The sequence below is a fragment of the Haloferax sp. Atlit-6N genome (assembly GCF_003383195.1).
Classification (GTDB): domain Archaea; phylum Halobacteriota; class Halobacteria; order Halobacteriales; family Haloferacaceae; genus Haloferax; species Haloferax gibbonsii.
Genome location: NZ_QEQJ01000001.1, coordinates 1,215,596 through 1,241,669 on the forward strand (window position 1 = coordinate 1,215,596; position 26,074 = coordinate 1,241,669).

29 protein-coding genes and 3 tRNA genes are annotated in these 26,074 nt (G+C 60.5%); 11 read left to right on the plus strand and 21 right to left on the minus strand.

Going from position 1 to position 26,074, the window contains the following annotated elements; translation table 11 throughout:
- The first annotated feature begins 61 nt into the window (after window positions 1-61).
- From DEQ92_RS06245 to DEQ92_RS23795, 4 genes are all read left to right on the plus strand, one after another.
- Window positions 62-511, plus strand: coding sequence for a DUF6069 family protein (locus DEQ92_RS06245; protein WP_049904976.1), 450 nt, complete (start codon window positions 62-64; stop codon window positions 509-511).
- A 156-nt stretch (window positions 512-667) separates the two neighbouring features.
- A complete protein-coding gene (locus DEQ92_RS06250) occupies window positions 668-1,474 on the plus strand; it encodes a hypothetical protein (RefSeq protein WP_115820570.1) in 807 nt (268 codons plus the stop codon).
- Entirely contained in the window at window positions 1,471-1,923 is a 453-nt protein-coding gene (locus DEQ92_RS06255) for a metal-dependent transcriptional regulator (RefSeq protein ID WP_004973299.1), read from the plus strand. The genes DEQ92_RS06250 and DEQ92_RS06255 overlap by 4 nt, the downstream gene beginning before the upstream one ends.
- Window positions 1,924-2,033: 110 nt before the next feature.
- Complete coding sequence (locus tag DEQ92_RS23795) at window positions 2,034-2,201, plus strand: hypothetical protein (RefSeq protein WP_004973301.1); 168 nt, start codon at window positions 2,034-2,036, stop codon at window positions 2,199-2,201.
- A gap of 142 nt (window positions 2,202-2,343) precedes the next feature.
- Here the strand turns inward: DEQ92_RS23795 and dpsA are convergent, their stop codons facing one another.
- Window positions 2,344-2,874 (minus strand): DNA starvation/stationary phase protection protein DpsA, encoded by a 531-nt coding sequence (gene dpsA / locus DEQ92_RS06260; RefSeq protein ID WP_004065235.1) that lies wholly within the window; start codon window positions 2,872-2,874, stop codon window positions 2,344-2,346.
- Between the two features lie 565 nt (window positions 2,875-3,439).
- Complete coding sequence (locus DEQ92_RS06265; RefSeq protein WP_115820571.1) at window positions 3,440-4,492, minus strand: site-specific integrase; 1,053 nt, start codon at window positions 4,490-4,492, stop codon at window positions 3,440-3,442.
- A gap of 554 nt (window positions 4,493-5,046) precedes the next feature.
- On the opposite strand from DEQ92_RS06265, the gene DEQ92_RS06270 reads away from it, so the two are divergent.
- Entirely contained in the window at window positions 5,047-5,304 is a 258-nt protein-coding gene (locus DEQ92_RS06270; protein ID WP_115820683.1) for a hypothetical protein, read from the plus strand.
- 67 nt (window positions 5,305-5,371) lie between these two features.
- On the opposite strand, the gene DEQ92_RS06275 is transcribed toward DEQ92_RS06270, so the two are convergent.
- Together DEQ92_RS06275 and DEQ92_RS23165 are read right to left on the minus strand one after the other, a co-directional pair.
- Window positions 5,372-5,701 (minus strand): hypothetical protein, encoded by a 330-nt coding sequence (locus tag DEQ92_RS06275; protein WP_199522897.1) that lies wholly within the window; start codon window positions 5,699-5,701, stop codon window positions 5,372-5,374.
- 17 nt (window positions 5,702-5,718) lie between these two features.
- Window positions 5,719-6,399, minus strand: a complete 681-nt coding sequence (locus DEQ92_RS23165; RefSeq protein WP_147299477.1) for a hypothetical protein — start codon at window positions 6,397-6,399, stop codon at window positions 5,719-5,721.
- 93 nt (window positions 6,400-6,492) lie between these two features.
- Between DEQ92_RS23165 and DEQ92_RS23170 the strand changes: the two genes are divergently transcribed.
- A complete protein-coding gene (locus tag DEQ92_RS23170; RefSeq protein ID WP_147299478.1) occupies window positions 6,493-7,161 on the plus strand; it encodes a hypothetical protein in 669 nt (222 codons plus the stop codon).
- 116 nt (window positions 7,162-7,277) lie between these two features.
- Here DEQ92_RS23170 and DEQ92_RS06280 read toward each other — a convergent pair whose 3' ends face one another.
- Window positions 7,278-8,075 carry a hypothetical protein gene (locus DEQ92_RS06280; protein ID WP_115820573.1) on the minus strand — a complete coding sequence of 266 codons (798 nt, stop codon included), beginning with the start codon at window positions 8,073-8,075 and terminating at the stop codon, window positions 7,278-7,280.
- A gap of 109 nt (window positions 8,076-8,184) precedes the next feature.
- On the opposite strand from DEQ92_RS06280, the gene DEQ92_RS23175 reads away from it, so the two are divergent.
- Entirely contained in the window at window positions 8,185-8,730 is a 546-nt protein-coding gene (locus DEQ92_RS23175) for a hypothetical protein (RefSeq protein WP_147299479.1), read from the plus strand.
- A 25-nt stretch (window positions 8,731-8,755) separates the two neighbouring features.
- On the opposite strand, the gene DEQ92_RS06285 is transcribed toward DEQ92_RS23175, so the two are convergent.
- The 8 genes from DEQ92_RS06285 to DEQ92_RS06315 all read right to left on the minus strand — a co-directional run bounded on the left by DEQ92_RS06285 (window position 8,756) and on the right by DEQ92_RS06315 (window position 14,359).
- On the minus strand, window positions 8,756-9,727 hold the full coding sequence (locus tag DEQ92_RS06285; protein WP_115820574.1) for a hypothetical protein: 972 nt from the start codon (window positions 9,725-9,727) through the stop codon (window positions 8,756-8,758).
- 121 nt (window positions 9,728-9,848) lie between these two features.
- A complete protein-coding gene (locus DEQ92_RS06290; RefSeq protein ID WP_115820575.1) occupies window positions 9,849-10,238 on the minus strand; it encodes a hypothetical protein in 390 nt (129 codons plus the stop codon).
- The gene (locus DEQ92_RS06295) at window positions 10,235-11,098 is read right to left on the minus strand and encodes a hypothetical protein (protein WP_233516833.1); all 864 of its coding nucleotides are present in this window, start codon (window positions 11,096-11,098) and stop codon (window positions 10,235-10,237) included. The genes DEQ92_RS06290 and DEQ92_RS06295 overlap by 4 nt, the downstream gene beginning before the upstream one ends.
- A complete protein-coding gene (locus tag DEQ92_RS06300; RefSeq protein WP_115804818.1) occupies window positions 11,095-11,691 on the minus strand; it encodes a hypothetical protein in 597 nt (198 codons plus the stop codon). Before DEQ92_RS06300 ends, DEQ92_RS06295 begins: the two co-directional genes overlap by 4 nt.
- 34 nt (window positions 11,692-11,725) lie before the next feature.
- Window positions 11,726-11,899, minus strand: a complete 174-nt coding sequence (locus DEQ92_RS23800; RefSeq protein WP_004977081.1) for a hypothetical protein — start codon at window positions 11,897-11,899, stop codon at window positions 11,726-11,728.
- Window position 11,900: 1 nt separating this feature from the next.
- Window positions 11,901-13,472 carry a hypothetical protein gene (locus DEQ92_RS06305; protein WP_115820576.1) on the minus strand — a complete coding sequence of 524 codons (1,572 nt, stop codon included), beginning with the start codon at window positions 13,470-13,472 and terminating at the stop codon, window positions 11,901-11,903.
- 111 nt (window positions 13,473-13,583) lie between these two features.
- Window positions 13,584-13,991: a hypothetical protein gene (locus tag DEQ92_RS06310; RefSeq protein ID WP_004977079.1), complete on the minus strand. Its 408-nt coding sequence runs from the start codon at window positions 13,989-13,991 to the stop codon at window positions 13,584-13,586.
- Entirely contained in the window at window positions 13,991-14,359 is a 369-nt protein-coding gene (locus DEQ92_RS06315) for a hypothetical protein (protein WP_233510298.1), read from the minus strand. The genes DEQ92_RS06310 and DEQ92_RS06315 overlap by 1 nt, the downstream gene beginning before the upstream one ends.
- Before the next feature lie 124 nt (window positions 14,360-14,483).
- Between DEQ92_RS06315 and DEQ92_RS23180 the strand changes: the two genes are divergently transcribed.
- Both DEQ92_RS23180 and DEQ92_RS23185 read left to right on the plus strand, forming a co-directional pair.
- Complete coding sequence (locus tag DEQ92_RS23180; RefSeq protein ID WP_147299480.1) at window positions 14,484-15,545, plus strand: hypothetical protein; 1,062 nt, start codon at window positions 14,484-14,486, stop codon at window positions 15,543-15,545.
- Between the two features lie 134 nt (window positions 15,546-15,679).
- Complete coding sequence (locus DEQ92_RS23185) at window positions 15,680-16,753, plus strand: hypothetical protein (protein ID WP_147299481.1); 1,074 nt, start codon at window positions 15,680-15,682, stop codon at window positions 16,751-16,753.
- Window positions 16,754-16,756: 3 nt separating this feature from the next.
- Here the strand turns inward: DEQ92_RS23185 and DEQ92_RS06320 are convergent, their stop codons facing one another.
- The 3 genes from DEQ92_RS06320 to DEQ92_RS06335 all read right to left on the minus strand — a co-directional run bounded on the left by DEQ92_RS06320 (window position 16,757) and on the right by DEQ92_RS06335 (window position 19,478).
- A complete protein-coding gene (locus DEQ92_RS06320) occupies window positions 16,757-18,478 on the minus strand; it encodes a hypothetical protein (RefSeq protein ID WP_233516834.1) in 1,722 nt (573 codons plus the stop codon).
- A gap of 755 nt (window positions 18,479-19,233) precedes the next feature.
- Window positions 19,234-19,308, minus strand: a tRNA-Ile gene (locus tag DEQ92_RS06330).
- Window positions 19,309-19,405: 97 nt separating this feature from the next.
- Window positions 19,406-19,478 (minus strand) — tRNA-Asn (locus tag DEQ92_RS06335).
- Window positions 19,479-19,614: 136 nt separating this feature from the next.
- Between DEQ92_RS06335 and cca the strand changes: the two genes are divergently transcribed.
- Window positions 19,615-20,994 (plus strand): CCA tRNA nucleotidyltransferase, encoded by a 1,380-nt coding sequence (cca, locus tag DEQ92_RS06340; RefSeq protein ID WP_115820578.1) that lies wholly within the window; start codon window positions 19,615-19,617, stop codon window positions 20,992-20,994.
- On the opposite strand, the gene DEQ92_RS06345 is transcribed toward cca, so the two are convergent.
- The 4 genes from DEQ92_RS06345 to DEQ92_RS06360 form a co-directional block, all read right to left on the minus strand.
- On the minus strand, window positions 20,973-21,986 hold the full coding sequence (locus DEQ92_RS06345; protein ID WP_115820579.1) for a histone deacetylase: 1,014 nt from the start codon (window positions 21,984-21,986) through the stop codon (window positions 20,973-20,975). The genes cca and DEQ92_RS06345 overlap by 22 nt on opposite strands.
- A complete protein-coding gene (locus DEQ92_RS06350; protein ID WP_004973309.1) occupies window positions 21,986-22,417 on the minus strand; it encodes a histone in 432 nt (143 codons plus the stop codon). The genes DEQ92_RS06345 and DEQ92_RS06350 overlap by 1 nt, the downstream gene beginning before the upstream one ends.
- Before the next feature lie 220 nt (window positions 22,418-22,637).
- Entirely contained in the window at window positions 22,638-24,110 is a 1,473-nt protein-coding gene (locus DEQ92_RS06355) for a single-stranded DNA binding protein (protein WP_115820580.1), read from the minus strand.
- A 187-nt stretch (window positions 24,111-24,297) separates the two neighbouring features.
- Window positions 24,298-24,795, minus strand: coding sequence for a hypothetical protein (locus DEQ92_RS06360; RefSeq protein ID WP_115820581.1), 498 nt, complete (start codon window positions 24,793-24,795; stop codon window positions 24,298-24,300).
- Between the two features lie 233 nt (window positions 24,796-25,028).
- Between DEQ92_RS06360 and DEQ92_RS06365 the strand changes: the two genes are divergently transcribed.
- A tRNA-Arg gene (locus DEQ92_RS06365) sits at window positions 25,029-25,101 on the plus strand.
- A gap of 241 nt (window positions 25,102-25,342) precedes the next feature.
- On the opposite strand, the gene DEQ92_RS06370 is transcribed toward DEQ92_RS06365, so the two are convergent.
- Entirely contained in the window at window positions 25,343-26,026 is a 684-nt protein-coding gene (locus DEQ92_RS06370; RefSeq protein WP_004973314.1) for a rhamnogalacturonan acetylesterase, read from the minus strand.
- Between the last annotated feature and the right edge of the window lie 48 nt (window positions 26,027-26,074).

Below are 26,074 nucleotides of genomic sequence, written 5' to 3' on the forward strand. Positions count from 1 at the left end.
CGAGAATCACGAACCGCCGAAGACGCGTAGATTCATCAGCCATGGCGTGCTATGTGATATCATGGCAACCGTGACACCCGCGGTCCGCCCGACGTGGACGGACCTCATGCGTCGCGGAGCGGCGACCGCGGCGGTCGCGACCGTCGCGAACGCGCTCCTGTTGACGCTCGTCCTCGAAACGGGCCTCGTCGAGGTCTTCGGACCGCTTTCGTACCCACCGGTCGTGTTTCTCTCGGCCGCCGGCGCGGTCGCGGCGACGCTCGTCTACGGACTGCTCGCGGGCCGCGTCGCGGACGCGGACCGGACGTTCCTCAGGGTCGCCGTGGCGGTGCTCGTAGTGTCCTTCGCACCCGACCTCGGACTCCTGTACGTCGATCCCGGAGCGACGGTCCCGGGCGTTCTCGTGTTGATGCTGATGCACGTCGTGGTCGCGGCGGTCTGCGTGGCGTCGCTCACCGAACTCGGCTGGGGCGTCCCGGAGGGTAAACGACCGGACCCGACCGACGAGTGACCGCCTGACGCTCGACGCGCGGGCGCTTCCGTGCCACTCGTATTTAGGACGGCCTAAAAACCGAAGACACTATGTTGTTTTAGGTTGCCCTAAATGGTATGACCAGAGCGGATTCCGAGGCAACCGCGTCGACGGCGTCCTCGCAGGGAGATTGAGATGAACGCTGAGCGCACCGCGGGCGTCAGGGACGCGCTGGACCGCGTCGAACGCGAGCGCGAACAGGTGCTGGCGAAGCGGCGGGCAGTCGAGCGGTTCGAGCGGCGCGTTCGAAAGCTCGCCGCACGGCCGGAGCGCCCACCGAGCGGGACCGTCCGAGCGACCGCCTGCGGGACCACATCGATACCCGCCGCGACGCGACGAGACGCCGGCCCGGGGCGACGGCGGGTCCGCGAGCTATTCGCGGAGACGATACGCCCGCACAGCGTCTCCGACGTGAACGGGTCCGAACCGCTCGCGGTGACGATTCGCGAGGAGTTCGGCCCCGAGGTCGCGACGGCGCTCTCCCCCGACGCTGGGGGGCGGTTCACACCGGCGGTCAAGGAGGCGGTCGTGTCGGCGGCGACGGACCGGCAACGGGCCCTCGACGGGATGCGCCGGGCGCTCGACGCCGAGGAACGGTCGCTTCGAGCGGCGCTCGCCGTGCTGGACGAGTGCGAGAACTGGCTGGGCCGGGCGGACGCGACGCCGCTTTCGGAACTGGGGTTCGAGGGGCTCCGGCAGCGCCACGAGACGCTGGCCGACCACCGAGAAGCGTGCGACCGACTCGTCCGCGAGCGACAGCGGCATCTCGACGGGGCGACCCGCCACACCGCGGCGGTCGAAATCGACCACCGGTTTCTCGCCGAGTATCTCTACGAGGACCGCGCGACCGACTACCCGGTCTTGACGGCCGCGACCCGCGCGGCGGGCGTCTGCGCGGATTGCCAGCGGGCCGTTCGCGACCACCTCGTCCGCCGCGTATGATCGGCGCGCCGCAGTACCTCCTCACGCTGTACATCGCCGAGCGGGAGGACGACGAGGAGACGCCGATTTCGCCGGGCTACGTCGCCGACGCGCTCGACCGCTCGCCGCCCGCGGCGACCGAGCGCCTCCAGAACCTCGACGCGAAGGGGCTCGTTCGCTACGAGCCCTACGAGGGCGCGACGCTCACCGACGAGGGCCGCGACGCCGCCGGAGAGCTCTACGACACCTACCGAATCCTCTCGCGGTTCTGTCGGGACGTGCTCGGCGTCGACGACCACGAAGAGGAGGCGATGCAACTGGTCGGAAACGTCAGTCCGACGGTTGCCGAACGGCTCGCGGCGACGCTGCTCCGCGGGGGCGACAACCGCGGCGAAGCGACCGAGGCGAACGGGGCGGCCGAATCGGCCGAATCGGCGTCGCAACCCTCCCCCGACAGCCCCGCGAGCTGAACACGTCGCGGTAAAGTCGCCCCCTAGTACTGATGGTTGTCAACAAATAGCACACAAATACCGCCGCAGAACCGCACCCTTTTTGTTTTAGGTTTCCCTAAACCCTCGTAATGGCCGCTGGTACGCAGTCGAACGCTGAATCCGCGTCGGAACCGGACCGACCCGACTCCCCCGAGATATCCGTCTGCAAGGGCGGGCCGGGGAAGTCGGTGTTCATGGAGTCGGGCAACAGCGACGGCTGGATTTCGAGCGACGTGACCGTCGACGTCACGCGGTAACTCCGTTCGGACCGGGTTGCGCGGAGTGCGGACCTGACGAGCGCAGTAGCTGAACAGCGCTGGCAGCTATCGCGAGAAAAAGCGTCGAACGTCGGAAACGTCGGAACGGGGGCGTCGTCCTCCGACGCGTCGGCGGCGGTGCTTACTGGACGAGCGTGTCGTCTTCGAGGTAGTGGTCGATGACGTGGGCGTGTTCTTCGATTTCGATGAGCTGCTCGCGGAGCATGTGCGCCGTCGCGTGGTCGCCGAGACCCGCGGCGAGTTCGATGTGCTCGCGGTAGCTCTCGATGATGTCGCCGTACATCTCGAGGTCGTTCGAGAGCGACGTGCGGATGTCGTAGACGTCCTCGTCCTCGGGCTCGACGGTCGCCGCCTCGCTCAGCGCCGGCATGCTGGCGTGGGGGACGCCGCCGATGGACTGGAGGCGCTCTGCGATTTCGTCCGCGGCCTCCTCGACTTCCTCGTAGGCCTCCTGGAGGAACTCGTGGATGCGGAGGTGCTCGGCACCCTCGACGTTCCAGTGGTGCTTGTGGAGCTGGTGGTAGAGGACGTAGGCGTCCGCGAGGTCGGTGTTCAGCGCTTCGATTATCTGTTCGGCCTTCTCGGTGTCGAGCCGAACGGGGTTGTCGCCGACGCTGCCTGCTTCCTTGAGGACTGACTTCTGCGTGCTCATTACAATCAGTAGTTGGGACCGAGGCCACTTAATACTTATCCGAGAACAAACAATTTTTCGTGTGGCCTAAAACATCGTTTGCCGGAACCGTCTGATTGCTTCTAAAACGACGAATGACGTGTGTGAGATGGGCACACGACCTGGGCCGGTGAATACACCTGTCCGTGATAGGCACGCACAATATATCACATTCATTATGGATTTTCGAGTGGGTGGCGCGGCGTCTCGTGGGGCCGATTCGCGCGTTTCAACCGGGCCGTCGCGCCGCTCGAAGACGGACGGCGAGGGAACGACGCCAGAGTGGCTCGCAAGCAGTCGCCGGGCGGTCGCCGTCGGCTCTATAGACCGCAGGACGGCGACGGGGTCCGTCAAGAAATCCGTTCGAATCACGTCCGCCGAGCGGACCGCTCGTGTTTCGAACGGCCGGAGCAGGGGCGGTATCGTACAGAATCGGCCGATGCGCTGTGGGCTCGATTCCGTGTGGAGAACGTATGGGCCCTATGGGTTTTGACATATTGGACTCTCGCCCGGCATACGTGGCCCGAAAGTGCGTATTTAAACATCCTTACAAATCGTCCGGGATGAAGTCTTGTCGGCGGCGCATGCGCTGGCGAGACGAAGCACGGTCGTAGTGCTTCTCCAGAACCGTCTCGCTCACATCACCACGGTCGGACAGCACCTCCCGAGGAGTACCGGCATCGCGATACGCAGTAATCGAGCCAGCACGGAACGGGTGCGACGAAACCGAGAACGGACACGTACTCGCGTGTTCCAAGTACGTCGCGTCGCACTCCTCGATGTCGCGGTCGTCCGGGCAGCCCTCGCCGATCTCGCACGGGCGCGTCCACTTGTAGCACCACATCCGAATCGTCGTCGTCGACGGCCGGCCGTGGCTCGTCGTAATCAGCGGAGCCCGACCGTGCTCGTCGGTCACCCGGTCGCGGTGCGGACCGTCGACGTACTCCTCAACGACCTTCGCGACGTGCGGCTTCAGCGACACGTCGCGTTCGCCGTGCATCCCGTTCTTCAGCCCAGTCCCAGTAGTCGGCCGGTGCCGGAAGCACAGCGCGCCCTCCTCGCGGTCGAAGTCAGAGACATCGAGCGCCCGCAGTCCACCGAGCCGACACGATGTTCTCCAGAGAAGCAGCAGCGCGACGTGTTCCACCGTCGCGTACTCCCAGCGATTGAGGTAATCGAGAATCGAGCGCGCACGCTCGGCCTCGAGCACAGCATCCGAAACTCCCTCGCCGTCGTCGATTCGAGGAATCCGAATGCGTTCTGCGAGTTCCTCCGAGACGCCCTCGATGTCAGCGATGAAGCTCAGGAACGTCCGAAGCGTCGAGACCTGCCCCTTCATCGTCACCGCGGCGCACGGTTCGTCGCCCTCGAAATTCTCCTCGCGCTTGAACACGCGGTACGCGTGAACCGTCCGCAGGTCCACGTCGTTCATGTTCATCACTTCGCCCGACCCGTGGTCCGGCGACTGGAGCCAGCGGACGAACGATTTCAGTCGGTACCGATGGGACTGGAGCGTGTCGTCCGAGAGGTCGTATCGACGAGCATCGAGGTAGTACGACATCGCCGACTCGGGGGTAATCGGGTCGAGCTCGTCGCTCATCGAATCACCTCCGAACCGGATTCACTTCCGGCCCATTCGCTACGCTTACAACCGGGGTACGATAACTGATTCATGGCTTCCATTGTGAGGCCGCGGTCCGGGTCGGGGGTGCTGGCTTTGGTAGGTTGAGCACCCTCGAAAGGGACCGTCAGCCGGGTAATCCATTCGACACCCCTAGTTAAAGTACTGAGCCATGGCCGCGGAGTGAAAGTGTACGTTTGAGCGAAAGTGAAACCTAATTCTGTCAGTCTGTCAACAGACGTCTGTCGTGGGGCTTCAATAGCCCGAGTCGTGTAGGCAAACATGCTTCCGTATCCTGATTACGGGAGCCACCGCGGGCCGGTGTTGGAGCACCGGGTCCGCTTTTGACGCCGACTGAACGACAGCCAGCGTTGCGTGTAGCTTCCGTTGCCCGATAGAACAGAGCGTCTGTACTTAATTCTACCTACGGTATTCGTAGGTATAGATAAGGATTGCATTTTTACAGGACACGCGTAGATAAGTGAAGTCTTCTTATCGGGATGATAATCACACTCCAGCGTATTCAGAATTGTATGAGAAAGCGGGCAGATTGGTGGGTCTTAGCAGATGATATGATTCTGGAGTATATCTCAGACGAAGGAACAGGGACACCGAAGGTCATCAGCAGAGAGATCGACAAGAGTCAGGGCTACGTCAACCAGCGGTGCAGTCTGCTCGAATCGTACGGTCTTCTGACGAAAGTCGCCCGCGGAGTCTACACGTTGTCTGAAGCAGGAGAGCAGTACCTTTCTGAGGATTTGGACGCCTCGACGTTAGAGAAAAGCGAGTGAGGAAGCACCCACCACCCTTACCCGTAAAGGGGGCGGGTGGATGGGTGGAGTAGATTGATACTTAGAATCAGTCGGAGGATTCTAAGAGGTCTTGGTGTCTTTCAGGTAGGTTCTGATCAAGGTAGTTCTCCAGTAAGTTATGTAAATTTACTGCACTTCTCCAAGTCATCATAACCTCAGTTTCAAGCCGGTACCCGGTACCGATTTGGTCTTCTTCTTCAGTCGGAACACCTTCGTCTTTTGTACTCCAGAATCCCAACTGAACAATGTCTGGGTCATCTTGGTCAACCCGAAGGAGAGATCCACGAGCAAATACTCGTTGGAAATCTGGCTCATATGCAGTAAGAATGGGGGAATCCTCACTAGCAGTATGGATGGTTCCGTCGTCTCTGGACATTTCTTCATCAGACATAGTTATGAATAGAGTGTGTACTCCGACGAAGTGAATTCGCCTGCGTTGGATTGCCACTTAGCCTTCGTTTTTGAAGACGCTGGTGGCTCATACCGTTCGGCTTTTTTGTTCTCAGTATCTCGGGATTGTGACTTTGGTTCCCGGTTGACTGCGACAACACTCGAACCTTGTTTGTAGACCTGTATCTGGCTACTGCTTGGATCTCGACTGGTGTTCTTAATCTCTGAACGCAGAGGCCCGACGATCTGGACACCAAGTTGGGTCAAACTGATTTCGTCATCCGTAGATTCCACCCAACCCAGTCCTTCGAGTTTCTCTAGTGTGTCTGAGAACTCTTCTAACACTTGTTGGTGCTCTGATTTGTCTATGGGAAAGGTTGCACCACCCTCTATTTCAGCATGTAACAGTAGATACATCGCCAATGCTGACGAGGGATCTTTGAAGGCCTCAGCCATTATCTTTGACTGGTGGCCAACAGATAACCCACTTTCCTCAAGTGATATCTGAGGCGCTATCTTTTGTACATTCTCGATTACCTGTGCGTATTTGTGGACGGTTGCCCATGATAGGCCAGTTGCCTCGGAAATTTGGTTGAGGGAAACCGTTTCGTTCTGGTGATAGTTCAGATGCCACGATAACCTTTCCAAAGCATCCTTCGGACTAGTCCGTCCCATGTCTCTCACTACAATGAGAACTAGGGCTGGGCGATAAACCTTGTGCTTGTAATCTGTTTTAGATTTGATTGGATTTAATATATACGACAATCATGGGTTACTGTGTCTTGGGACAACGATGAGGTGATGAAGATCGTGGAGAGGCTTGGTAAAGAAGCTGCCCTGTGGCTCCTCGCAATGTCCCGTGTTAGAGGCGTAGGAACGAACCGAGCCCGGAATTATACTGTTTTCCCCGGAAAGATAAAGTCAATTTCTAAGGAATTGGGTTTAGATCCTATACAAGAAGATCGCATTAAAGACGGCTTCGACCGGCTGAAACGAATCCAGTTTGAGTCTCACGGTGGGGGTTTTGATACTGTTATTCTTGGCGATAAACCAGAGTACGTCAAGCTTACTGACCATGGTTTGACTTTAGTGACGTTAATTGACTCTGATGAAGAGTTGCAACAACAAGTTAGAGAGTTCATCGGGGCAGAAACAGATGAGGAAGATGCGTGGTGGCCGCGAAATTATGATAAAGAAAGCGCTGAGATTATGTTAAAGGCTGTTTCAGAAGAGCCAGAAGACTACTCAAATATTTCAACGATTGAAGTTGTCGCTAAGTTTGATTGTAGTGTCTGTAACGAAACAATTGAGAGTGACCCCTACGAGCTTGAGTATTATGACCAAGCATGGTCAAAGACCAACGTTACAACCTGTTCTTGCTGTGGGATGAAGTTCGAATATTCCGCAGGGCATCCCTTTGGTGAGATAACGCCACTAGACACCTAACTACCCTAAAGAAGATTAGTGTCTGAAGGCCTGCAAGTGGATCGTTTAATCAAGTTATTTGCACCCGACTACACAACAGCAACCAGATCAAAGTTTGAAACTGCATCAGTCCGGGATTACACCTTCTCAGCAAACTCCAGATTCGAGTGCTTGTACGTGTAGAGCCTGATATTTTGGTCATAGCAGTACGACGCATACAGCGCCGGGTGAATCGTTTCCCAGTTCCCCGGACCTTCGTCGAGGCTGGACGGGAACGCAACGCTGACCGCTTCACCTTCCATCTCCACACCGTACGCGCCGGTGTTCTGTTCCGGCGGCAGCACCTCCACGACAATCGCAACTGACGCATTCTCGTCGCCCTTCTTTTTCACGCGGTCGCCCGGTGAGAACGGATTCTTCGGCTTCTGATTCATGTACGCCGTGTTCGGTCCGAGGTCGATGAGCTCGTTCATCGGTCGAGCCGCGAGGTGATCCAGTTTCTCAGGTTCTTCGCCGGAATACTTCTCCTGCGAGGCCGCTTTCGATTTCAGCGTCTCGGTGCGCTCCCAGCCGAGCAGAATGAGACTGTCTTCGTTGTCTCGGTGCCATACCATCACGATGATGTCGTCATCCGGGTCGTTGTCGAGGAGGGTTTCGGGAAGGAACGCAGACACGTCGCGCGAGGTCTTCACGTCGACCTCGTAGCCGAACACTTCGAAGTCGTACGACGAGAAACTTTCAGGGTTGCATCGCCGCATCGCTTCTTCGTTCTTCCACTCCCATAGCTCAACAGGGAGGTATTCGCGGCAGAACTGTTCGAACGCGAGTTCACCAAGGTTCCCGATTCGCTTTACGTCGAGGTTCTTTCGGTCCTGGACTTTCGCTTGGTGGTTGGCGCGTTCGTAGTCGATTTCGTCCGGCGTATAGCGGTACACTATCTACGAGAGGACATGGTGGGGAATTGAACCTTTCTGTGAATATTATTATCTACGAGCGTGTTACCATCCAAACATATTATCCTTCGACATTGCATTGAGAACCAATATGGAGGATGAAAATCCGATCTGGGCAGATATTCTTGATGCAATATATTTTGGTGGATTAGACGGCAGGTATCTAACGACACTCACAGAAGGTGAAGAGCCCAAACCTTCCGATCTTGATGGAGAGCTACCTGCTGATAGTGATTTTTGGAAACTTAATTCAGAAGCACAGAAGCGGATAATCGACGAGATGAAAACAGCCGGCTTAATCGAGATTCGTGAGGTTCCAGACTCATCATGGAAAAGTATCAGACTAACTGAAAGGGGGTTTGACGTTGCTCATAAGCGACAGACAGAGAAAGATAAAATCGAACGGGAAAGAGAGCGTCATAAAAGACAGTATAAGGTAAACAGAATACTTGCAACTCTAACACTAGGATTGGTATTTACTGGTGTTATCCAAGCTGCAACTGCCTTACTGGATAGCGTAAACGCTACACAAGGACCATACGCTGCTCTTTCGCTTGCCACCATACTCGTAATGGGGTTAATTGGGCGTGAAGTGCACAGACAAGGGTTCTGGGAAGAAGATGATATTGAATTGTGATACAGTCTATGTCGGTATTTCAAGACTATTTGACCAGTAATTCGTGAAACTCCTCCCAGCTCTCGAACTGCTCCTGAAAGAGGTCACTCGGCAGGTTCCACGCCCACGGCGCGGCGTCGTCGGGGTCGTACTTCTCTAACGTCGGTTCGAGGTTCACGAGCGAGCCGCCGAACAGCTCACCATCGGGCGAGTCTGAATCGGCGTCCCAGTCGCGGTAGAACGTCACTTCGTCCTGCGCCTCTTTGTAGAACGACAGCGTCGAGAGCCGTTTCTGTTCGGGATGCACGTCCTTCCCCGTGTGGCTCACCACGCCGACGGACTCGACGCCGAGCTTCGAGAACCGCTTAATCGCCGGCGTCCACTGGGACGCCACTTCGCGGCTGAACGTCCGGGCGTCGAAGTGCGTCGAACCTTCGTCGATGGTGACGGTCTTCGGTCGTTCGCGGTGGGTGAGCAGCACGTCCATCAGGTCGTACATCGACCGCACCACGATGTCCGCTCCGTCCCACGTGCCGACGTTCGAGATGACCAGCAGGTCGTCGCCGAAGTGCGCCCGCGCGAGGTCGCCGTTCAGCAGGAACATCGTGTTCGTCTTGCCCGTGTTCGGGTTCCCCGCGCCGGTGATCGTCGTGAGACCACCGCCGTTTTCCAGCTCGTCGACGAGCCGCAGCGGGAGCGTCAGCGAACTGGCGTCGAGGTCCTGCTGGGTCACGCCGACGAGGTACGAAAGCGCGGTCGCGTGCGACGACTGCACCGCGCGGGTCGCGGCCTGGGTCCGCAGCGACGAATCGACGAGCCTGCCCAGCGAGGTCTCGGCGAACGAGTCGGCCAGTTCGTCGTCCTCGGTGAGGTCGAGCGAGTTCAGGAACGACAGGTTCGCGTGGTCACCCTTCGAGACCGGTAGTCCCGCGTGGTCGAGCAGCCGGTGGTCGCCGTCGATGCGCCCGCGTACTTGTTCGTACAACTTCGCCGCCGTCAGCAGTCGTTCGTCGGTCACAGCCGGTCACCCACCTGAATGTCGTGGAGGCAACGCCGGCAGAGGTGTCCCTTCGCCGTGGGGTTCCGGGGAAACATCGGCCGTCCGCAGTAGTCGCACTCAGCGGTAGTATCCGGGTCAGTCACGCGGATTCACCTCCGTCGAGGGGATGCGGGCCGAACTCACGGGTCGAACTGCCGTCGAGGTCGTGAGCGGAGTCGCGCCCATCTCCGTCACCGTCGGAGCGGTCAGGCGTGAGCTCGTCTGCGTCGTCCGTCCCGTCGTCTCGCGCGTGGTTCCGCACGAGGTATGCCGTCGCCAGCGGCAGGGCCGCCGAGATGAACACGTGCATATTCGTCACCGGGTAGTACGACGCCGCCACCGCGCCGTCCTCGAGGAAGCGCATCGGCACGTCGAGCGCCCGCGGCGGTATCATCAGGATACCGAACCACAGGCCAGCGACGATACCGACCGATAGCGAGAGGGCGATTATGTACTGTTCGCGCGTCGAAAGTTCGAGTTCGAGTTTCATTCTGATTCACCGTTGGCCGCGTGTTGCTTCCGTCGCTGGTCGAGGTCGGCCAGTGGGTCCGGTGCAGGGTCGCCGTCACCAGGTGCCCACTCGGTCGGGTCTTCGTCGAAGATGGAATCCGAGCCGTCCAGGTCGAAATCTTCGAGCACGCTATCAATCTCTGCGTGCAGCGCGTCGCCGTCGTCCGGCAGCGCGCCTTTCTCGAACGTCCGCACGACGTGTTTCACGGTCTTGACCGCCGCCGCCCGGACGATAGCGAAGGAGTTGATTTCGAGCGATTCGCCCTTCCGCGCCTTCGGCTCCAACTGTTTCCGATTGTACCGGAGGTATTCGAGCGCCCGCGCCAGCACCGGGTCCGGCAGCGAGCCGACCCACGTCCCGGCGACTTCCCGCGCGTCGAGGTCGACGCCACGGCCGAACGCGAGGTTCGGCGTCGCCCACCACAGTTGGCCGTCGACGACTGTCCACTCGGACCACCGCGGCGTCGGGCAGGTGTAGACACCCGCGCCGTCGCGCTCGAGCAGGTCGAGGTCAACGAGCCACATCATCTGTGGACCGCCCATCAGGTCGACGGCCTGCCCGCCGACCCAGCGTCCGGCGATGACCGCCGAGAGGCCAGCCGTGAGGCCGATGATTTGGAGCGAGCGAGGCACGTGCACGTCGAAGACGAGCACGAGGCCCACGAGCAGCAGCGAGCCAGCCACGGCGAGGTGAACGCCGTAGCGCATCACCCACACGAACGCTGTTACGAGCCGTCCCGCGTCGCGGTCCGGTGCGACCGTCGTCGAGGCCGCGCCCAGTTCTGGTTCGTCGGGAGTTTCCCGCTGAGGCGCAGCTCCGCTTTCGGCGTCGTCGCTCATGCCACACGCTCCATGCCACGGTGGAGGCCGAAGCGCCGCCGGACGATTATCAGGAGCGCACCGAACGACGTGCCGAACGCGCCGCCGATAGCCGCGTCTCGCACGTCTGTTCCGGTGAACGGACCGGCGATAAGCGCCGAGCCGTCCTCGAACCGGATTTCGGTGTACTGTTCGTTTCTGATGCTGGTCGAGGTCGTCAGCGTCACCCGCGGTTCGGGCGACGCGACGCGAATCGTCGAGCGTCCTTTCGGCACGGAGCGACGGACGATGTTACCAGAGGCGACGCCGGCCGAGGTCGAGCCGGTCGGCGCGGTCACCGTCACCAGCCGCGGGGCGTCCGCTTCGAGCGTGATGATGGCGGTGCCATCGCGGTATTCAGCGTCGACGATACGCAGCAGCGGGTCGCCGGCCACGTCGCCGAAGTACGTCGTCTCGTTCTCGTTCGACGACTCCGAAGCCGTGGTCGGAGCCGCGGCTGTCGTCGTCTCTGTCGGAGCAGACGCGTTCGCGGTCTCTTGAGCGACGACTGTACTGGGAACGGCGAGCAGCAGAGCGATGCAACTGACGAGTATGATGGTGTGTATTCGAGTCATACGGGTAGGGGTGGGGCAGGGAGGTTGGCGAGCGTTACAGCAGCGACCCGAGCCAGTCGCCCGACCAGTCGGGCACGCCGAGCAGGTCGAGCAGCAGGTCCGAGCCCATCCCGATGAGGTCGACGCCGATGAACTGGAGCCCAGCGGCGATGATGACCACACCGAGGATGAGCCCGATGGGGAGCTGCTTCAGCAGGAAGACGAACATCCTACTTGTTGCCCTCCCGCTGGATGAGCAGCACCGCCGCCGCGCCGACCAGCAGCGCGCCGCCGATAACTTGCGTGTTCAGTCCTCCAGCCGGGTTTCGACCGCCGTCGGTCGACCCTGCGGTTCCAGCCTCTTGCTCGAACCACTCTCGGAGTTCAAGCAGTTGGTCGAGTTGCGACTGGAGCGCGGTCGCGTTCGTGTCCTCATAGACGTACTGCTGGGTCGAGGTCGTGTTGACGGCCTCACCGGTGTGGACGTTGAACGCTTCGACGATAGTGAAGTTCTCACCGTACTCCGAGAGGTCGTAAATCCCGCTGTCGTTCGCGTTCTGGTACGCGAAGTAGAACGTCCCGTTGTAGTCCGCGAACTGGTAGGTCGAGCCGGTGTCCCAGCCAGCGGGGGCGTCCTCGCCGGTGTAGAACATCGTCCCGTTGACGATGGTCGTCCCGTTCTGTCCTTCGACCGCGATGGTGTGCGAGGAGTTGAGGTCGCCGGAGTAGCCAATCGACGCGAGTTGCACGGCCGCGTACGAGTAGTAGCCGGTCGTGTTGAACTCGGTCGACGCTTCCGCGCCGATGGTCGACGGGTCGAGGCGGGCGAGGTCCGTCGAGTCGATATCGCCAGCGGCGTACTGAGCGTAGTAGCCTTCGACAACCTGCGCCATGTTCGCCTGCACCTGCTGTTGTTGGGTGTCGAGGTCTTCGAGCAGGCCGGTGTAGTCGGCACCGTACAGAACACCAGTGTAGTTAGAGGTCGACGGCGACTGAACGGCAAGACCGTCACTCGCAGAGTAGTAGTCACCACCGGTCGACCAGCCGTGAAGCTCGTTCGAGTAGGCGTACAGGTCCGGCGCGAGCGAAGTCTTCGGCAAGACCCCAACTGCAGCGTTCGCGCCGGTTCCGTCACCGCCGACGTTGTGCGGTTGGAGCCAGAATTTCATTGTGACGTTCGTCCCGTTGACGAGCGTGTAGTTCATCTGGTGAACTCCCGTTTGGAATCCATCAGGATTCTCAGCGTACTGACCGGGAATTTGGTATTCGTCGCTGTCACTCGGTTCGTGGAACGCAAAGCCAGTCTCAGTCTGGTTCAGGTACTCCAGTTCCGACATTTTCGCGTTCCAGTCACGGATGATATTGCGCTCAATTTGAGCGTAATACGCCGTCACCGTCTCGTTCGCGCGCTCTTTGGCGAGCGTTTCAGCGGTCCCGTTGTTGATGTCGTTGACGACCTGAATCTTCGCCTTCGAGTAGGCGACCGTTCGGGTGTCCTGTAGGCGGTTTTCGAGCGTCGTGTTGAACGACTCCACGGAGTCATCAACCGCGAGACCGGCCGCGTAGCCGTCGGTCGACGTGATGTTTTCGAGGTCATCGTAGGAGACACCGCCCTGCAAGCAGGCCTCCTTGTCACCACCGAGCAACATCGAAAACGTCTGTTCGAGCAGGTCAGTCGGTCCGCAGTGCTCGTAGTCGACGGTGACCGTCGTCGAGGCCGCAGCGACCGGGCCGGTCGCCGCGGTCGTGACCACCAGCACCACGAAGACGAGCGCGAGGGTGCGTCGAGCGAACTCGCGCATCAGAGACCTCCCGTGATGATGAACGCGGCTGCGCCGAGACACGCGGCGAGGTAGCCGAGTGTCGCAGTCGCTTCGAGTCTGGAGAGGCCGAAAGGAAGGGTCATGGTCTGGTTACCTCACAGCGACCGCCCAGCCGACGACCGTAATCAGGAACGCGACTTGCGCGCCCAGCGGGTCGCCCAGTCCGAGCAGGAGATCCTTCAGTTCGGTCACGTACTGCCATCCGAGGATGACAGCGGGCGACGCCACGATGAACGCCATTTCCCACGGCTCGTAGTGCTCGAGCGACTTCGTCTCGCTGGACATGAACGCCACAGCGTACACGAGAATCCCGCCGAGCGTCGCGTGCTCGCTCGTCAGCGTGTAGTTCGACAGCCACGTGATGGTGATGTCGGAGATACCGCCGAAGGCGTACAGGCCGGTCGCGACGAACACGACCGACAGCAGCGCCGGGATGGTCCGCAGCATCGCGTAATCGGACGCGAGGCCGCTGAGACCCTGCGAGTAGCGCGACGCCATTACTCGCCCCTCACGTCGAACACGTGGTACTCGCGTTCTTCGGTCGAGCCGTCGTCGTTTTCGAGTTCGTACGTCCGCGTCTCGGCGGTCTTCTTGACCGCGAGCCAGCTCCCGTTCGAGAGGCCCTTTTTGTCGATGGTCCGGCGAATCTGGCCGTTCGACCAGAACTTCACCCGGTCGCCGAGGTCGCCGCCGCGGGCGAGGTGAATCACGTCGTTTTCGTTCGGTCCCACGTCGTGGTCGATGTCGACGATAACGCCGATGACCGGCTCGTCTACTTCGAACTTGATTTCCTCTACTCCGTCGTCGTAGTCGTCTTCGACTTGCGTTTCTTCGAAGTCGTCGAACGACATTGGTTCAGATGCCATACAGAAAATAGATGAAACCAGAAGACAGTAACCGTGAGATATAGTCTAGTGAAAGTAAACAGGATAAACTGTAGACACAATCGCTAGGGGAGAAGTTTTAGTATTGACATGACCCACATTCTGCATGGAAATCGAGGATGGAATCTATCGAGACGAATTGAAAAAGTTGACACACATTTCGAGTAATATCGGTAATCGAGCTGTTCCAAGTATTCCGGTATACGACCCAGACTATGATACTTCTGGGCTACCCGGTTGGGCTGAGCAAGAAGACTGGTTGGTATACGTAATCCGTGATGGGAAAGTGGTTCCATTTATTGCGGAGCCAGTGGTTTCGTTGTACTTTGGTAAAAAGGGCGAAAGTGAGGACGATATCTTAATGCCATTTTTCAATTTCTATTATCAGCACGCCTCTTGGCCGGACGTTATGTCGCTCTTGAGTAGGATAATCACTGATGTTCGACACCTTTCCACATCTATGATGAAGTTGGCATCAGCTCAATACATGTCCAATTTGAGTACATTAGATACCGAACCGTTCATAAAAACAGAAATAGAATATATCTTCTCGGTTTGTAGGAGTATTTATGATTTAGCTCAGTTCGTGATAGCGAATACTTGGGATCACATTGAGTTGGTTGATGGCGGGAAGAATAGTTTACCTAGTAATTCATTCAGATCAATGGTTGCAAAGGTGAATAACCCGGACGGTAAAGAAAACATCATGCAGAAATATGGTTTGACACCATCGATCGCCAATTTCTACGCTGAAGAAGTAGAAATGTTTGAGAAGATTAGAAACTTCAGAGATGATGTTATTCATAATGGGAAAACACTTGAAACAATACATGTGGGAGAAAATGGATATTCAGTACGTACCAATACTGAACCTTATTCAAAATTTACTGAGTGCTGGGAAGACAGCCAAATAAATGAGAATGGACTTGCCCCGCTGTGGCCTTTTGTCGCAACAGTTGTAGGACATACAATATCCATGTTAAACCGATGTCGGGATGCTGTAGTTCAAGACATTCAGTGGCCTCCTGAGATCGCTCCTGAATATAAGGTACTAGTCCGAGGCCAATATATTAACTACTTAAGGAGTTTAGATGAATTATTGGAAGAAGACGAATGGGGAGAAGAACTAGTCCAAATAGTCTCTAATTCAATTACCTGTCCACGCTAGCGGTTTTCTCGATATACCTGCTTATCCTGAATACTGAAAATGTTTAGCTGACTTGCTTTCAGTTGAACATAAACTGTCCTAACAGAGTACAATGGGGTCAAGCATTATTATCAAACAGACATTTCAACACCTCAATGGAGACTGTCAGGAACGTACTTTCAGGTATCTTATCAAAATTTCATGAGAGAAAATCAGCTATCAGAGCAGGCGTAGATGAAACTAAATCCAAAATAATATCGAATTTCATAGAAAGTATAACTGAGCCAGGTGAGATCGATCCCGAATTACTAAAACATGTGAAGAGGTCGCTATCTTTCACGAGAGTTCGTTTTAAGACATTCAACAGTTCTATCGGCAGGTCCACCGGGTTATCATTGGTTTTCACTTCTCTTTCGTTTGGAGCTGCGACACTAATGGTCATTTTCTTAGAGGTGATCCCGAGAAGATATCCTGAGATACTAATAGACATCCTATTATATTCTGTCGGATTATTTGCTATAGTTGGGTTAGGATTTATTATAATTTCAGATATTCTACTTATATTATATCTCGGTGCGGTGCTAAGGTTCGGTATTCAGCAGGCCAGATCGAATTTTGTCAAAGTTGATGAAAGCGACATAGCTGAATTCGAATGCCAGACTGACAACGTTATCTTTTGGGTTTACGCATCTAACTTTTCGTCATTTGTCCGAGCATCAACAAATTTCGTTCTACTGTGTCTGATTGGTTCCGTGGTCTACCTCTACCCATTTGTGCTGAAAGCTACCACAGGTTTAGCAAGTGCAATATCAGCCGACAAAATTGCTGAGACTCCGTTCATTCCATTTGTGAATAATATAGCCGAAACGGTCAACGCACTAGTTCCTATTCAGGTCCTCTTTTTCCTGAGCACAGAAGGTATGGAATCGTTAGCGGTTCTTGTTTCGATATCATTAGTATTCTCAATCTTCTTAAATGTAAAGAATATTTACCAACATGCTGAGCTCTCCAAGGTACAATGGTCAGAATATGATGGGTTTTCAGCGAAATACGAAATAATAAATTGCTATACACTCGTCAAAGTGATACTCCACTATTTGTTCAATGGCGAACTTGAAGCTAGTTTTAGTGAGACTCGTTCCGCCGTGACAAATGCAACAATACTGTTGTTTCTTTCTGTAGTTTCATCAATATTCTACCTGTATGTCATTGTGAATATGAGTATATGAGTTTCAGTTACTCATTACTGCCGGGTGCCGCATACACTCCCTATCTTCGTCGTAGTAGTCGTCCACCTGCAGTACGTGATCCGCGCTCTCCGGGTCCGTGATACCATGCTCTCCGACGAGGTGACGTGCAAGCATCGTCCCGTCGTCGTGGTACGCGAAGTTGCACTCCGAGCACCGCCACATCTCCCCACGGCCGAGACTGTGCTGTAGTCTCGTCTCGTCGAGGATGCGCTGGACGGGAAGTTTCAGCGGAGCCATGTCGACGCCGCCACCTCCGGGCAGGTGCTCCTCGCCGTCGCGGTCGATAATCGCTTCCAGTCGCCACTCGGACGAGAGCGATGCACGGCGGAACGATTCTGGTTCGGAATCGTCCTCCCCGTTCATCACCGATTCGACGAACTCGGCATGCTTCGGGTCAATCATGTTCCGTCCGAGCATCGACGCCACCGAAGGCGTCTCGTCGCTGTACTTCAGTTCCGTTTCTACGCGCTTCCGTATCCGCGTCTTTGTCGGCGATTCACCGACACTCGCCGCTGCTTTGGCGCTCGGCCAACGTTCAGCCAGCGAGAGTTCCGAATCCGAGGCGTCCGATTCGCCGCCATCCGCGAGGGCTTCGGCGAGGTCGTCGTCAGGAACCGGTTCGTCGAGCCGTTCCTGGTCGATGGCCCAGCCGGAGTTACAGCACGCGCACACTACGTCGGGGCCGCGGCCGTCGTTCCACACGACGGCCTCGCCGTGCGCGTCGGTCTGGTTCGACTCGCTGGACTCCGCGCGCTGTTCGCACGCGTCCGCTTTGATGGCTTCCGTGACGATTTTCGAGCGAGAGGTTCGGCGTCGAGCAGCCGACCAGTAGATTGCGCCCCACGCGAGGTATTCGACCGGCTTGTCCAGCAGCTCCTCGGTGTAGCCGCCCATGTACGCCGCGAGGTACGAACCCATGTTTTCGACGCCGGCGTTCAGCGAGATGCAGCCGTCCGAATCGTTCAGGTAGTCCGTGTTTCTGTAGTCGTGGGCACTGAACGAGGCGTATTCGCACTCTTCGACGTGTTTGTCTATCACGCGTTCGAACTCCGGGCCGACCACTTCGAGGTCGAGGTCGGCCGCGTCGAAGTAGACGCCCACGTGCAGGTGCGAGTAGCACGCGTTCATCCCGCTGCCGTCGCCGCCCATTCCGTGCGGTTCTGCTTGGAGCCAGTATCCCCATTCGTCGGCCTCGAGGCCGAGATGATATTCCATCGTGTTGCGCAGCGTGTCGCGCACGCCGTCGTACGAAAACGCGTCGTGGAGCGCGTCGGTGTGTTCGACCGGCGGCAGTCGCTCCCCGTTCGGCACGGACGAGGCGGTGAACGTGAGCATCGCGGTCGCGGGCGAACCCCACGCCGCGACTGCTTCGCCGCCGGACGGGCGTTCGCCGCCGCCCATCTGCCGCTGGAGCGCGAGCGCGCGAGCGTACTGCTTGCGCGAGTACGTCTCGCCCCAGGCGTCGGTCAGCGGGAGTTCGAACTCATCGCCGTCGTCGTTCGCGAAGCGCGCGAGCAGTCCTTTGTAATCGACGTGCGAGGTGAGAAACGCGCTCAGGGCGTCCGCCCACGTCGCTGCGCGGCGTTTCTCTAACTCCGTCACGTAGAACCCGTTTTCCATCGGGCTCTCTGCTTCAACGTACGTATCGCGCCAGTCCGCTTCGGTCACGATGCGCCGGAGTTTTCGACCGTGTGTTTCGCACACCGGCGTTTCGGCCAGTTCGGGGTATTTCTCGGTGAACTCCAGTACGCGTTCGTGGACTCGTTCGTCGTAGTTGTCCTCTGCTGGAGAATCGGTGGTAGAGGGCTCTACAGAGTTAGTCTCCTTGGAAGGCCGAGAGGCCACACCGTCGGCTGGTGAGTCGCGACCGCCGGGTGCGGGGGTGCCCTCGCTACTCACTGCTACCCCCGTCTGTGCGGATGAAATCGCTCAGACGGCACTGGGCCTTACCGCCGCTCGTTTTCGGCCGGCGGCCGCCGGCCTCATGCGGACCGCCTTCCGGGTCAGGGGCAAGCCCCTGCTTCCGGCCGCTCCGGGCGGACTGGGACCCGCCCTCCGCTGTTCCGGTCCTTGCGGTGGTTTCCTCGGCCAGCTGGTGCGCCCACAAAAGCGAGGTGAGTCGATGGTCTCGAGTCTCGTCCTCGATGGCGGGGATGCGCGCGCAGTACTTGCACTCGCGCATCTTCGCCGCGCGCGTCGAGTGATCGACGAGGCACCACTCGTGGCAGCTCCGACATCGGTACTCGACGTACCGCCACAGGTTCGTCGCTCGACGAGCCTGCGACATCTACCGAACACCCCCGGCTAAAGTTATCGCCCGACCGCGGGCCGGTCCGTAAGCAGAGCTTATGGAATTGGGATTTTTGGGCGTTTTGAGATTCCGCGGAAACGGCGAATTTAGGCGCGTGAGGGGCCGTAGAGTTGCTTTTTCATCAGCAACAAAACGACTAAAATTATTATGGGCCCTATGGGGTTCGAACCCATGACCACCCGGTTATGAGCCGAGCGCTCTGACCAGACTGAGCTAAGGGCCCTCGGTCGATTCTTTCCCGTCGTCCCTCTTATGTCTTATCAGAAGCCGCCGCCGGCGAATCGGAGACGTACCGCTCATCGGCGTGAGAAACGGAGAAGCGCCACCGCCAGGACTCGAACCTGGGACAACCTCGTTAACAGCGAGGTGCTCTACCAACTGAGCTACGGCGGCTTTCGTCTGCACTCTCTCGTATTCGATGTTTCTTGATAGGGCTTTCGTTTTTACCCGACGGCTGGCGGATGCCACCGCCTGACGCGGTCGGGGGAGCACCGTCACGCTTTCGCCCGCCCGCGGGAAACCAGCGGGCATGACGAACTCGGACCTCGACGCGGTCGTCGCCGCGGTCCGCGAGCGCATCGACCCCGACGAGGCGGAGCGTCGGGCGCTCGCGGAGGCCGCGTCGGCCCTCGAATCCCGCGTCCGCGACGCCCTCGCGGACCTGCCGGTGGACGCCGACGCGCTCCAAGTCGGCAGCACCGCCCGCGGCACGTGGCTCTCGGGCGACCGCGACATCGACCTGTTCGTGCGCTTCCCGGCCGACCTCGACCGCGAGGAGCTCGAAACGTACGGCCTCGAAGTCGGCCACGCGGTCCTCCCCGACGGCCACGAGGAGTACGCCGAACATCCCTACGTGAAAGGCGACTACGACGGCTTCGACGTGGACCTCGTCCCCTGTTACGACGTGCCCACCGCCTCCGACATCCGCTCGGCGGTCGACCGGACGCCCTTTCACAACGCCTACCTGACCGAGCGCCTCGACGACGACCTCGCGGCCGACGTGCGCGTCTTCAAGCGGTTCCTGAAGGGTATCGGAGCCTACGGGAGCGACCTCCGCACCGAGGGCTTCTCCGGCTATCTCGCCGAACTCCTCGTGGTCGAACACGGCGGCTTCGAGCCGCTGCTTCGGGCGGCCGCCGACTGGAGCCCGCAGGTCGATTTCGACCCGGAAAGCCACGGAACGCGGCGTTTCTCGGACCCGCTCGTCGTCATCGACCCGACCGACCCCGAGCGGAACGTCGCCGCGGTCTGCTCGGCTGAGAACGTCGCCCGACTCCAGCACTACGCCCGCGACCTGCTCGCTGAGCCGCGCGAATCGCTGTTTTTCCGGCCCGGCCCGCCGGCGCTCGACGCCGACGGCGTTCGGAGCCACCTCGACCGCCGCGGGACCACGGCCGTCGCCGTCGTCTTCGACTGCCCGGACCTCGTGGACGACCAGCTCTACCCGCAGCTGAGAAAGTCGCTGACCGGCGTCACCGACGGCCTCGACAGGCGCGGCTTCGACGTGTTCCGGCGCGCGACGTTCGCCGCCGACGACGCCGGCGACGAAGCAGAGGCCGTCCTCTTCGCGGAACTCTCGGTTGCCGAGCGTCCCGCGGTCGAGCGCCACGAGGGGCCGCCGGTCCACGTCCGACGCCACGCCGAGGGGTTTTACGACGCGTACGAGGACGGCGACGACCACTACGGACCGTTCCTCGACGGCGACCGCTACGTGGTCGAGCGGGAGCGGGAGTTCACCTCGGCGACCGACTTCCTCGAAAGCGACGCGCTGTTCGACGTGGCGCTCGGAAAACACGTGAAATCGACGCTCAGGGAGGACGGCTACGACGTGCTCGTCGGCGACGACGTGGCCGCGCTCGCCGAGTCGTTCGGCGCCGAGTTGGGTCGTTACTTCGCGCCGAGACCGTGAGCGGCGCGCACGTCGTCGACTAGCTCGACGTTCTTCTCGTCGGGGTCTTCGTCGGGGTCCATGGCGATGCGACCGTCGAACGTCTCGTGGACGGTCGCGACGCCCTCGGAGAGGGTGTCGAGGCCGTAGCCACCTTCGAGGACGAAAGCGATGGCGGCGTCGGTCGCCTCACAGAGGTCCTGGACGCACTCGGTGAGCATCGCGTACCCCTCGGTCGAGACGCGCATCCGCGAGATGGGGTCGTGGCGGTGGGCGTCGAAGCCGGCGCTCACGATGAACAGGTCGGGGTCGAACCGTTCGACTGCGGGGGCGACCGCCTCGTCGAACGAGTAGACGTAGTCGGCGTCGCCCGCGCCGGCGTGGAGCGGCACGTTGAGAGTCGTCCCCTCGCCGTCGCCCTCGCCGGTCTCTTCGACCTCGCCCGTGCCGGGGTAGAGGCCGTCCTCGTGGATGGACGTGTAGAACACGTCGCCGCGGTCGTAGAAGATGTCCTGCGTGCCGTTGCCGTGGTGGACGTCCCAGTCGAAGATGGCGACGCGCTCGGCGAGGCCGTCGTCGATGACCGCCTGCGCGGCGACGGCGGCGTTGTTGAAGAAACAAAAGCCCATGGCGTCGTCCTCGACGGCGTGGTGGCCCGGGGGGCGGCCGAGCGAGAACGGCGTGTCGCGGCCGTCGTCGCCGTCGAGGGCGGCCCGGGCGGCCCACTCGGCGAGGCCGGCGGAGGTGAGCGCGGCGTCCCACGACGCCTCGACGGCGACGGTGTCGGGGTCCCAGTTACCGCCGCCGTCGCGACAGAAGTCGTGGAACTCGTCGACGTAGCCGTCTTCGTGGACGGCCGCGACGGTCGATTTCTCGGCGGGGGGCGCGTCGACGTACTCGACGCCGTGGCGCTTCGCCAGCCCGCGTCGTATCGCTCGGAGTCGGTCGGCCGTCTCGGGGTGTCGCGGCCCGGTGTCGTGGTCGAGACACGTTTCGCTGTAGCCGAATTGCATTATTCGAAGAGGGAGAAGTAGGTCTCGATGTCCTCGGATTGGACCGTCCGCCGGTCGGCGTGGTGGGCGAGTTTGACGGCGGCGCCCGCCACGTTGACGGCGTAGTCTTCGAGGATATCGGCCAGGGCGATTCGAGCGTCCATCGCGACGCGGTAGCGGTCGTCGATTCGGAGGCGGGCGATACGGTCGATGGGGGCGATAGGGAGGAGGAGTTCGTCGCGGTCGACGACCTGCTGGACGCCGAAGTCCTCGGCCATCAACGTCTTGCGACCGTCCGCCGTCGCCCGGTCGGCGGCGTCTATCGCGAGTTCCGCGCCGCGGTCCTGAATCCGGCGGGCGAGCGCCTCGGCGGCGCCGGCGCTCACTCGCAACTCACCTGCGTTCTGCCGGATAATCGCGTCTACCGGGGCGAACGGTAGCTCGACACTCATACCCACATATCGGGTCCGTGCGGCGTATAATCCTTTCCGTCGCGGCCCCTTCTGTATTTTATCGCACGCAGCGCTCCCGAGCGATGGGATTTCGCTGTGAGAACCCGCAAAACCGGACGAACGATGAGTGGGATTCGATGGCCCGCCGACGGCGGGACGATGGGCGACCGGCCGTCGCCTCGGCGCTTCGCAGCGCCGTCGTTTCGTCGCGCCCTCGTCGTTACCGCTGTGCGCCGGTGTGGACCTCGACCGTCTCGGCGCTGATGCGGCCGTCGGTCTCCGTGCCGGAGACCGTCACCTCGTCGCCGAGGCCGAGGTCGGCGTCGGTGTCGACGGTCTTGGTCTGCGTGCCGTCGTCGAGGATGACCGGCGTCCCGGCCTGCACGACCGTCCCGGTGAACTCGACCGACTCGCCGGCGGACTCCGTCGCGGTCGCGTCCGACGAGGACCCGCCGTTCGCGGCGGACGCGTCACCGGACGACTCGGACGAACCGCCGGACGAACCGCCGCCGGAGAACGCGCCGAGGCCCTGGTCGCTCGGCGGCGTCGGTCCCGAATCGCCGGCATCGGTCCCGGCCGCGCCCTCGGGGGCCTCGTCCATCACGGTGACGGACGACCGCCAGCCGGCGGAGGCTTCGAGGTCCTCCTGCCAGCCGTCTTTTATCTCCACGTCGGTGATGACGACGTAGTCCGCGAGGTCGACGTCGGCGTCGGCCTTCTCGCCCCAGAGGGCGACCCGGATGTCGCCGGTGCCGTCCTTGACGCGGATGTTGCGGACCTGTCCCTCGGAACCGTCGTCGCGGTCGAAGGTGCGCTTGCCGTCCGCCTCGATGACGCCGCCGGCGATGTCGACCGTCTGGCCGAGTTCGAGCGTGCCGATGTCGGTCGTCTCGGGGACGTACTCGATGTCCTCGTCGATGACTTCGACCGCGCCGCGGGAGCCGACGTGGAGTTCGAGCGAGCCGTCGCGCTCGCGGACGTAGCCGTCGACGACCTCGACCGACTGGCCGGTTTCGAGTTCCTCGGCGAGGTCCGCTCGCTCGTCCCAGAGCGTGACGCGGACGCGGCCGGTCGGATCGCCGACCGAGAGGTTCGAGACGCGACCCTCGGTACCGTCGTCGCGGTCGAACGTTCGGACGGTTCCGGTGTCGAGAATCTTGCCTTCGAGGTTCACGTCCGAGAGGCCGAGCGCGAGGTCTTCGACGCGGTAGGTGTCGAGCACCTGCACGTCGACCTCGGCGTCGAGGTCCTCTTCGACCTTGCTCGCGCTGACCTCGACGCCGTTGTAGCCGTCTTTCGGGCGACCGCCGATGCGGAGGACGGTGCCGACTTCGAGGTTCTCCTTCGCGCCGGCGGCCATCTCGTCCCACAGCGAGACGCGGATGCGACCGGTCTCGTCGGCGACCTCGATGTTGACGACCCGCCCGTCTTCGTCCTCGCCGTCGCGTTCGAACGTCCGGACCTCGCCGATGCTGACGACCTTGGCGAGGAACTTCACGTCCTCCATGCCCGGTTCGATGTCGGCGATGCCGTTGACCTCCTCGTCGCGCAGTTCGTGGGCGATGAGCATCGCCGCCGTCTCCTCGTCGGCGAGGCCGCCCATCTGTTCGACCTTATCGTTGACCGCCGCCTCGAACTTCTCGAACTCGACATCGGTGTCGAGGTCGTCGTAGACCTCCCGAATGACGCCCATCAGGCGTCACCTCCCGGAACGAAGCGCGCGCGTCGCGGCAGACCAAACGTCGTACTCATACTATGGACGAACAGGGAAGGGCGGCGCTTAAGCGTTGTTTTCCTCCGGATTGGACCGCCGAACCGGCCGCGCGAATCGAGCGACATAGCGGGGGTGGCCGCGGCCTCGGATTTGAACCTTCGGACCGTCAGGCGTCCGCGTCGACGCGGGCGACCTCGCGGCGACCGCCGGCGTCGTCGTGGACGACGACCGCCCGGCCGGGGAGGCCGCTTTCGAACCGGAGCGTCGCCTCGTAGCCGCGGGCGACCGGCGATTCGGCGCAGTTCTTCACGTCGGTCCGCTCGACGGCCTCGACGACGAGCGTGGCCGTGTCCGCGTCGGCGTCGTAGTCGGCCCGCGCGAGTCGAGCGATGGTGCACTCGGTCGCCCCCGAGACACAGCCGACGACCGAGAACCCGGTCTCGGTCTCGGTCGCGAGCGCCCCGTCGGCCGGACAGGCGTCGGCGCGGACGGGCGTGAACGAGCGCCCGACGAGTCGCGGACGGCGGGGCGTCTCCGTCGTCGACGCAGCCTCGGTCTCGGTGCTCGCCGTCGACCGCTCGGCGGCGTCGTCGCCGCCGCTCGCGCACCCCGCGAGCGAGGTGCACAGCCCGAGGGTTCCGAGGAGGAGCGCGCGTCGATTCACACACGAGACTAGGCTCGCCGGCGAAAAAGTCCTTTGCGTGCGGTACGCACGGTCGCCGCGGCGGACGGAAACGCGCCGGAGACGGCGTGAGAAGCGGTCGTCGTTCACGCCGGAGACCGGGTTCCGTGCCCGGAGTTCGACGCCCGCCTCGTGCCGTGGTCCCGCGGTTCACTGGGAGTTCACATCGTAACCGTCTTAAGTAACCGTCGAGTACCGAAGAATGCAGCAAGACAGTCCTGATAGGGTAGTGGACTATCCTCCTGGCTTGCGGAGCCAGGGACCGGAGTTCAAATCTCCGTCAGGACGCTTTCCTTTAGAACACTATTCTCCGAGAGCCCTCTGTGGCTCTCGGTCTGTCTGCGGTGAGCGGCCACCGAGGAGATTTGAACAGGGAGCGACCGAAGGGAGCAAGTGAGTTCAAATCTCCGTCAGGACGTTTCTCTCTGGAACTGACCTCCGAGAGCCTTCTGTTCTCCCGGGTCGGTCTACAGTCTCCGTACGGAATCTGAACGGCGAGCGATATCGCCGCGAGCGAGTTCAGCGCGCGTCAGGACTCGGCGTGGGCGGCCAGTCCGAGGTCCAGTTCTTCGACCCCGTCGAGCACTAGGTCGGCCATGCGGCGCGCTCCGTGCTCGCTGAAGTGCGTGTCGTCGGCGATTCCATCGGGGTAGTTCGGATGTTCGCCCGGCTCCAGATGGTTGTAGAGCGCCGTCGAGTCCGCGGGACCGAGTTCCTCCAAGAGCGAACGCGTTCGCTCGTCCATGTCGATAAACGGCACGTCGCGGTCGCGCGCGACGGCTCTCGTCAGGTCGGCGTACTCGCGGTGGGTGTCCTTCGGGACGCCGTCGTCGTCGAAGTGACGACGCGCGATGGAGGTGAGCAACACGGGCGTCGCCCCCTGCTCGCGCGTCTCGCCGACGAACGTCCGGAGGTTGTCGACGAACGCCTCCTCGGTCGTGTGCTGTTCCTTCGAGGGCACCTCGTCGTTGTGGCCGAACTGGACGAACACGTAGTCGGTCTCGGTCAACTGCCGGACGACGGGACGCCAGCGGCCCTCCTCCAGAAACGTGCGGGTGCTCCGGCCGTTTCGGGCGTGATTCGCCACTGCGACGGCGTCGTCGAAGCGGTCGGCGAAGGGCATTCCCCAGCCGGTTTCGGGACGCTCGTTGGCATCCTTATCGGCCATGGTGGAGTCCCCGACGAGATGGACGGTAATCGACTCGGACGACATTTCGATAGCGCTCGTCCGGGCGGCGTATAGAGTCACCGGTCGGGTCAA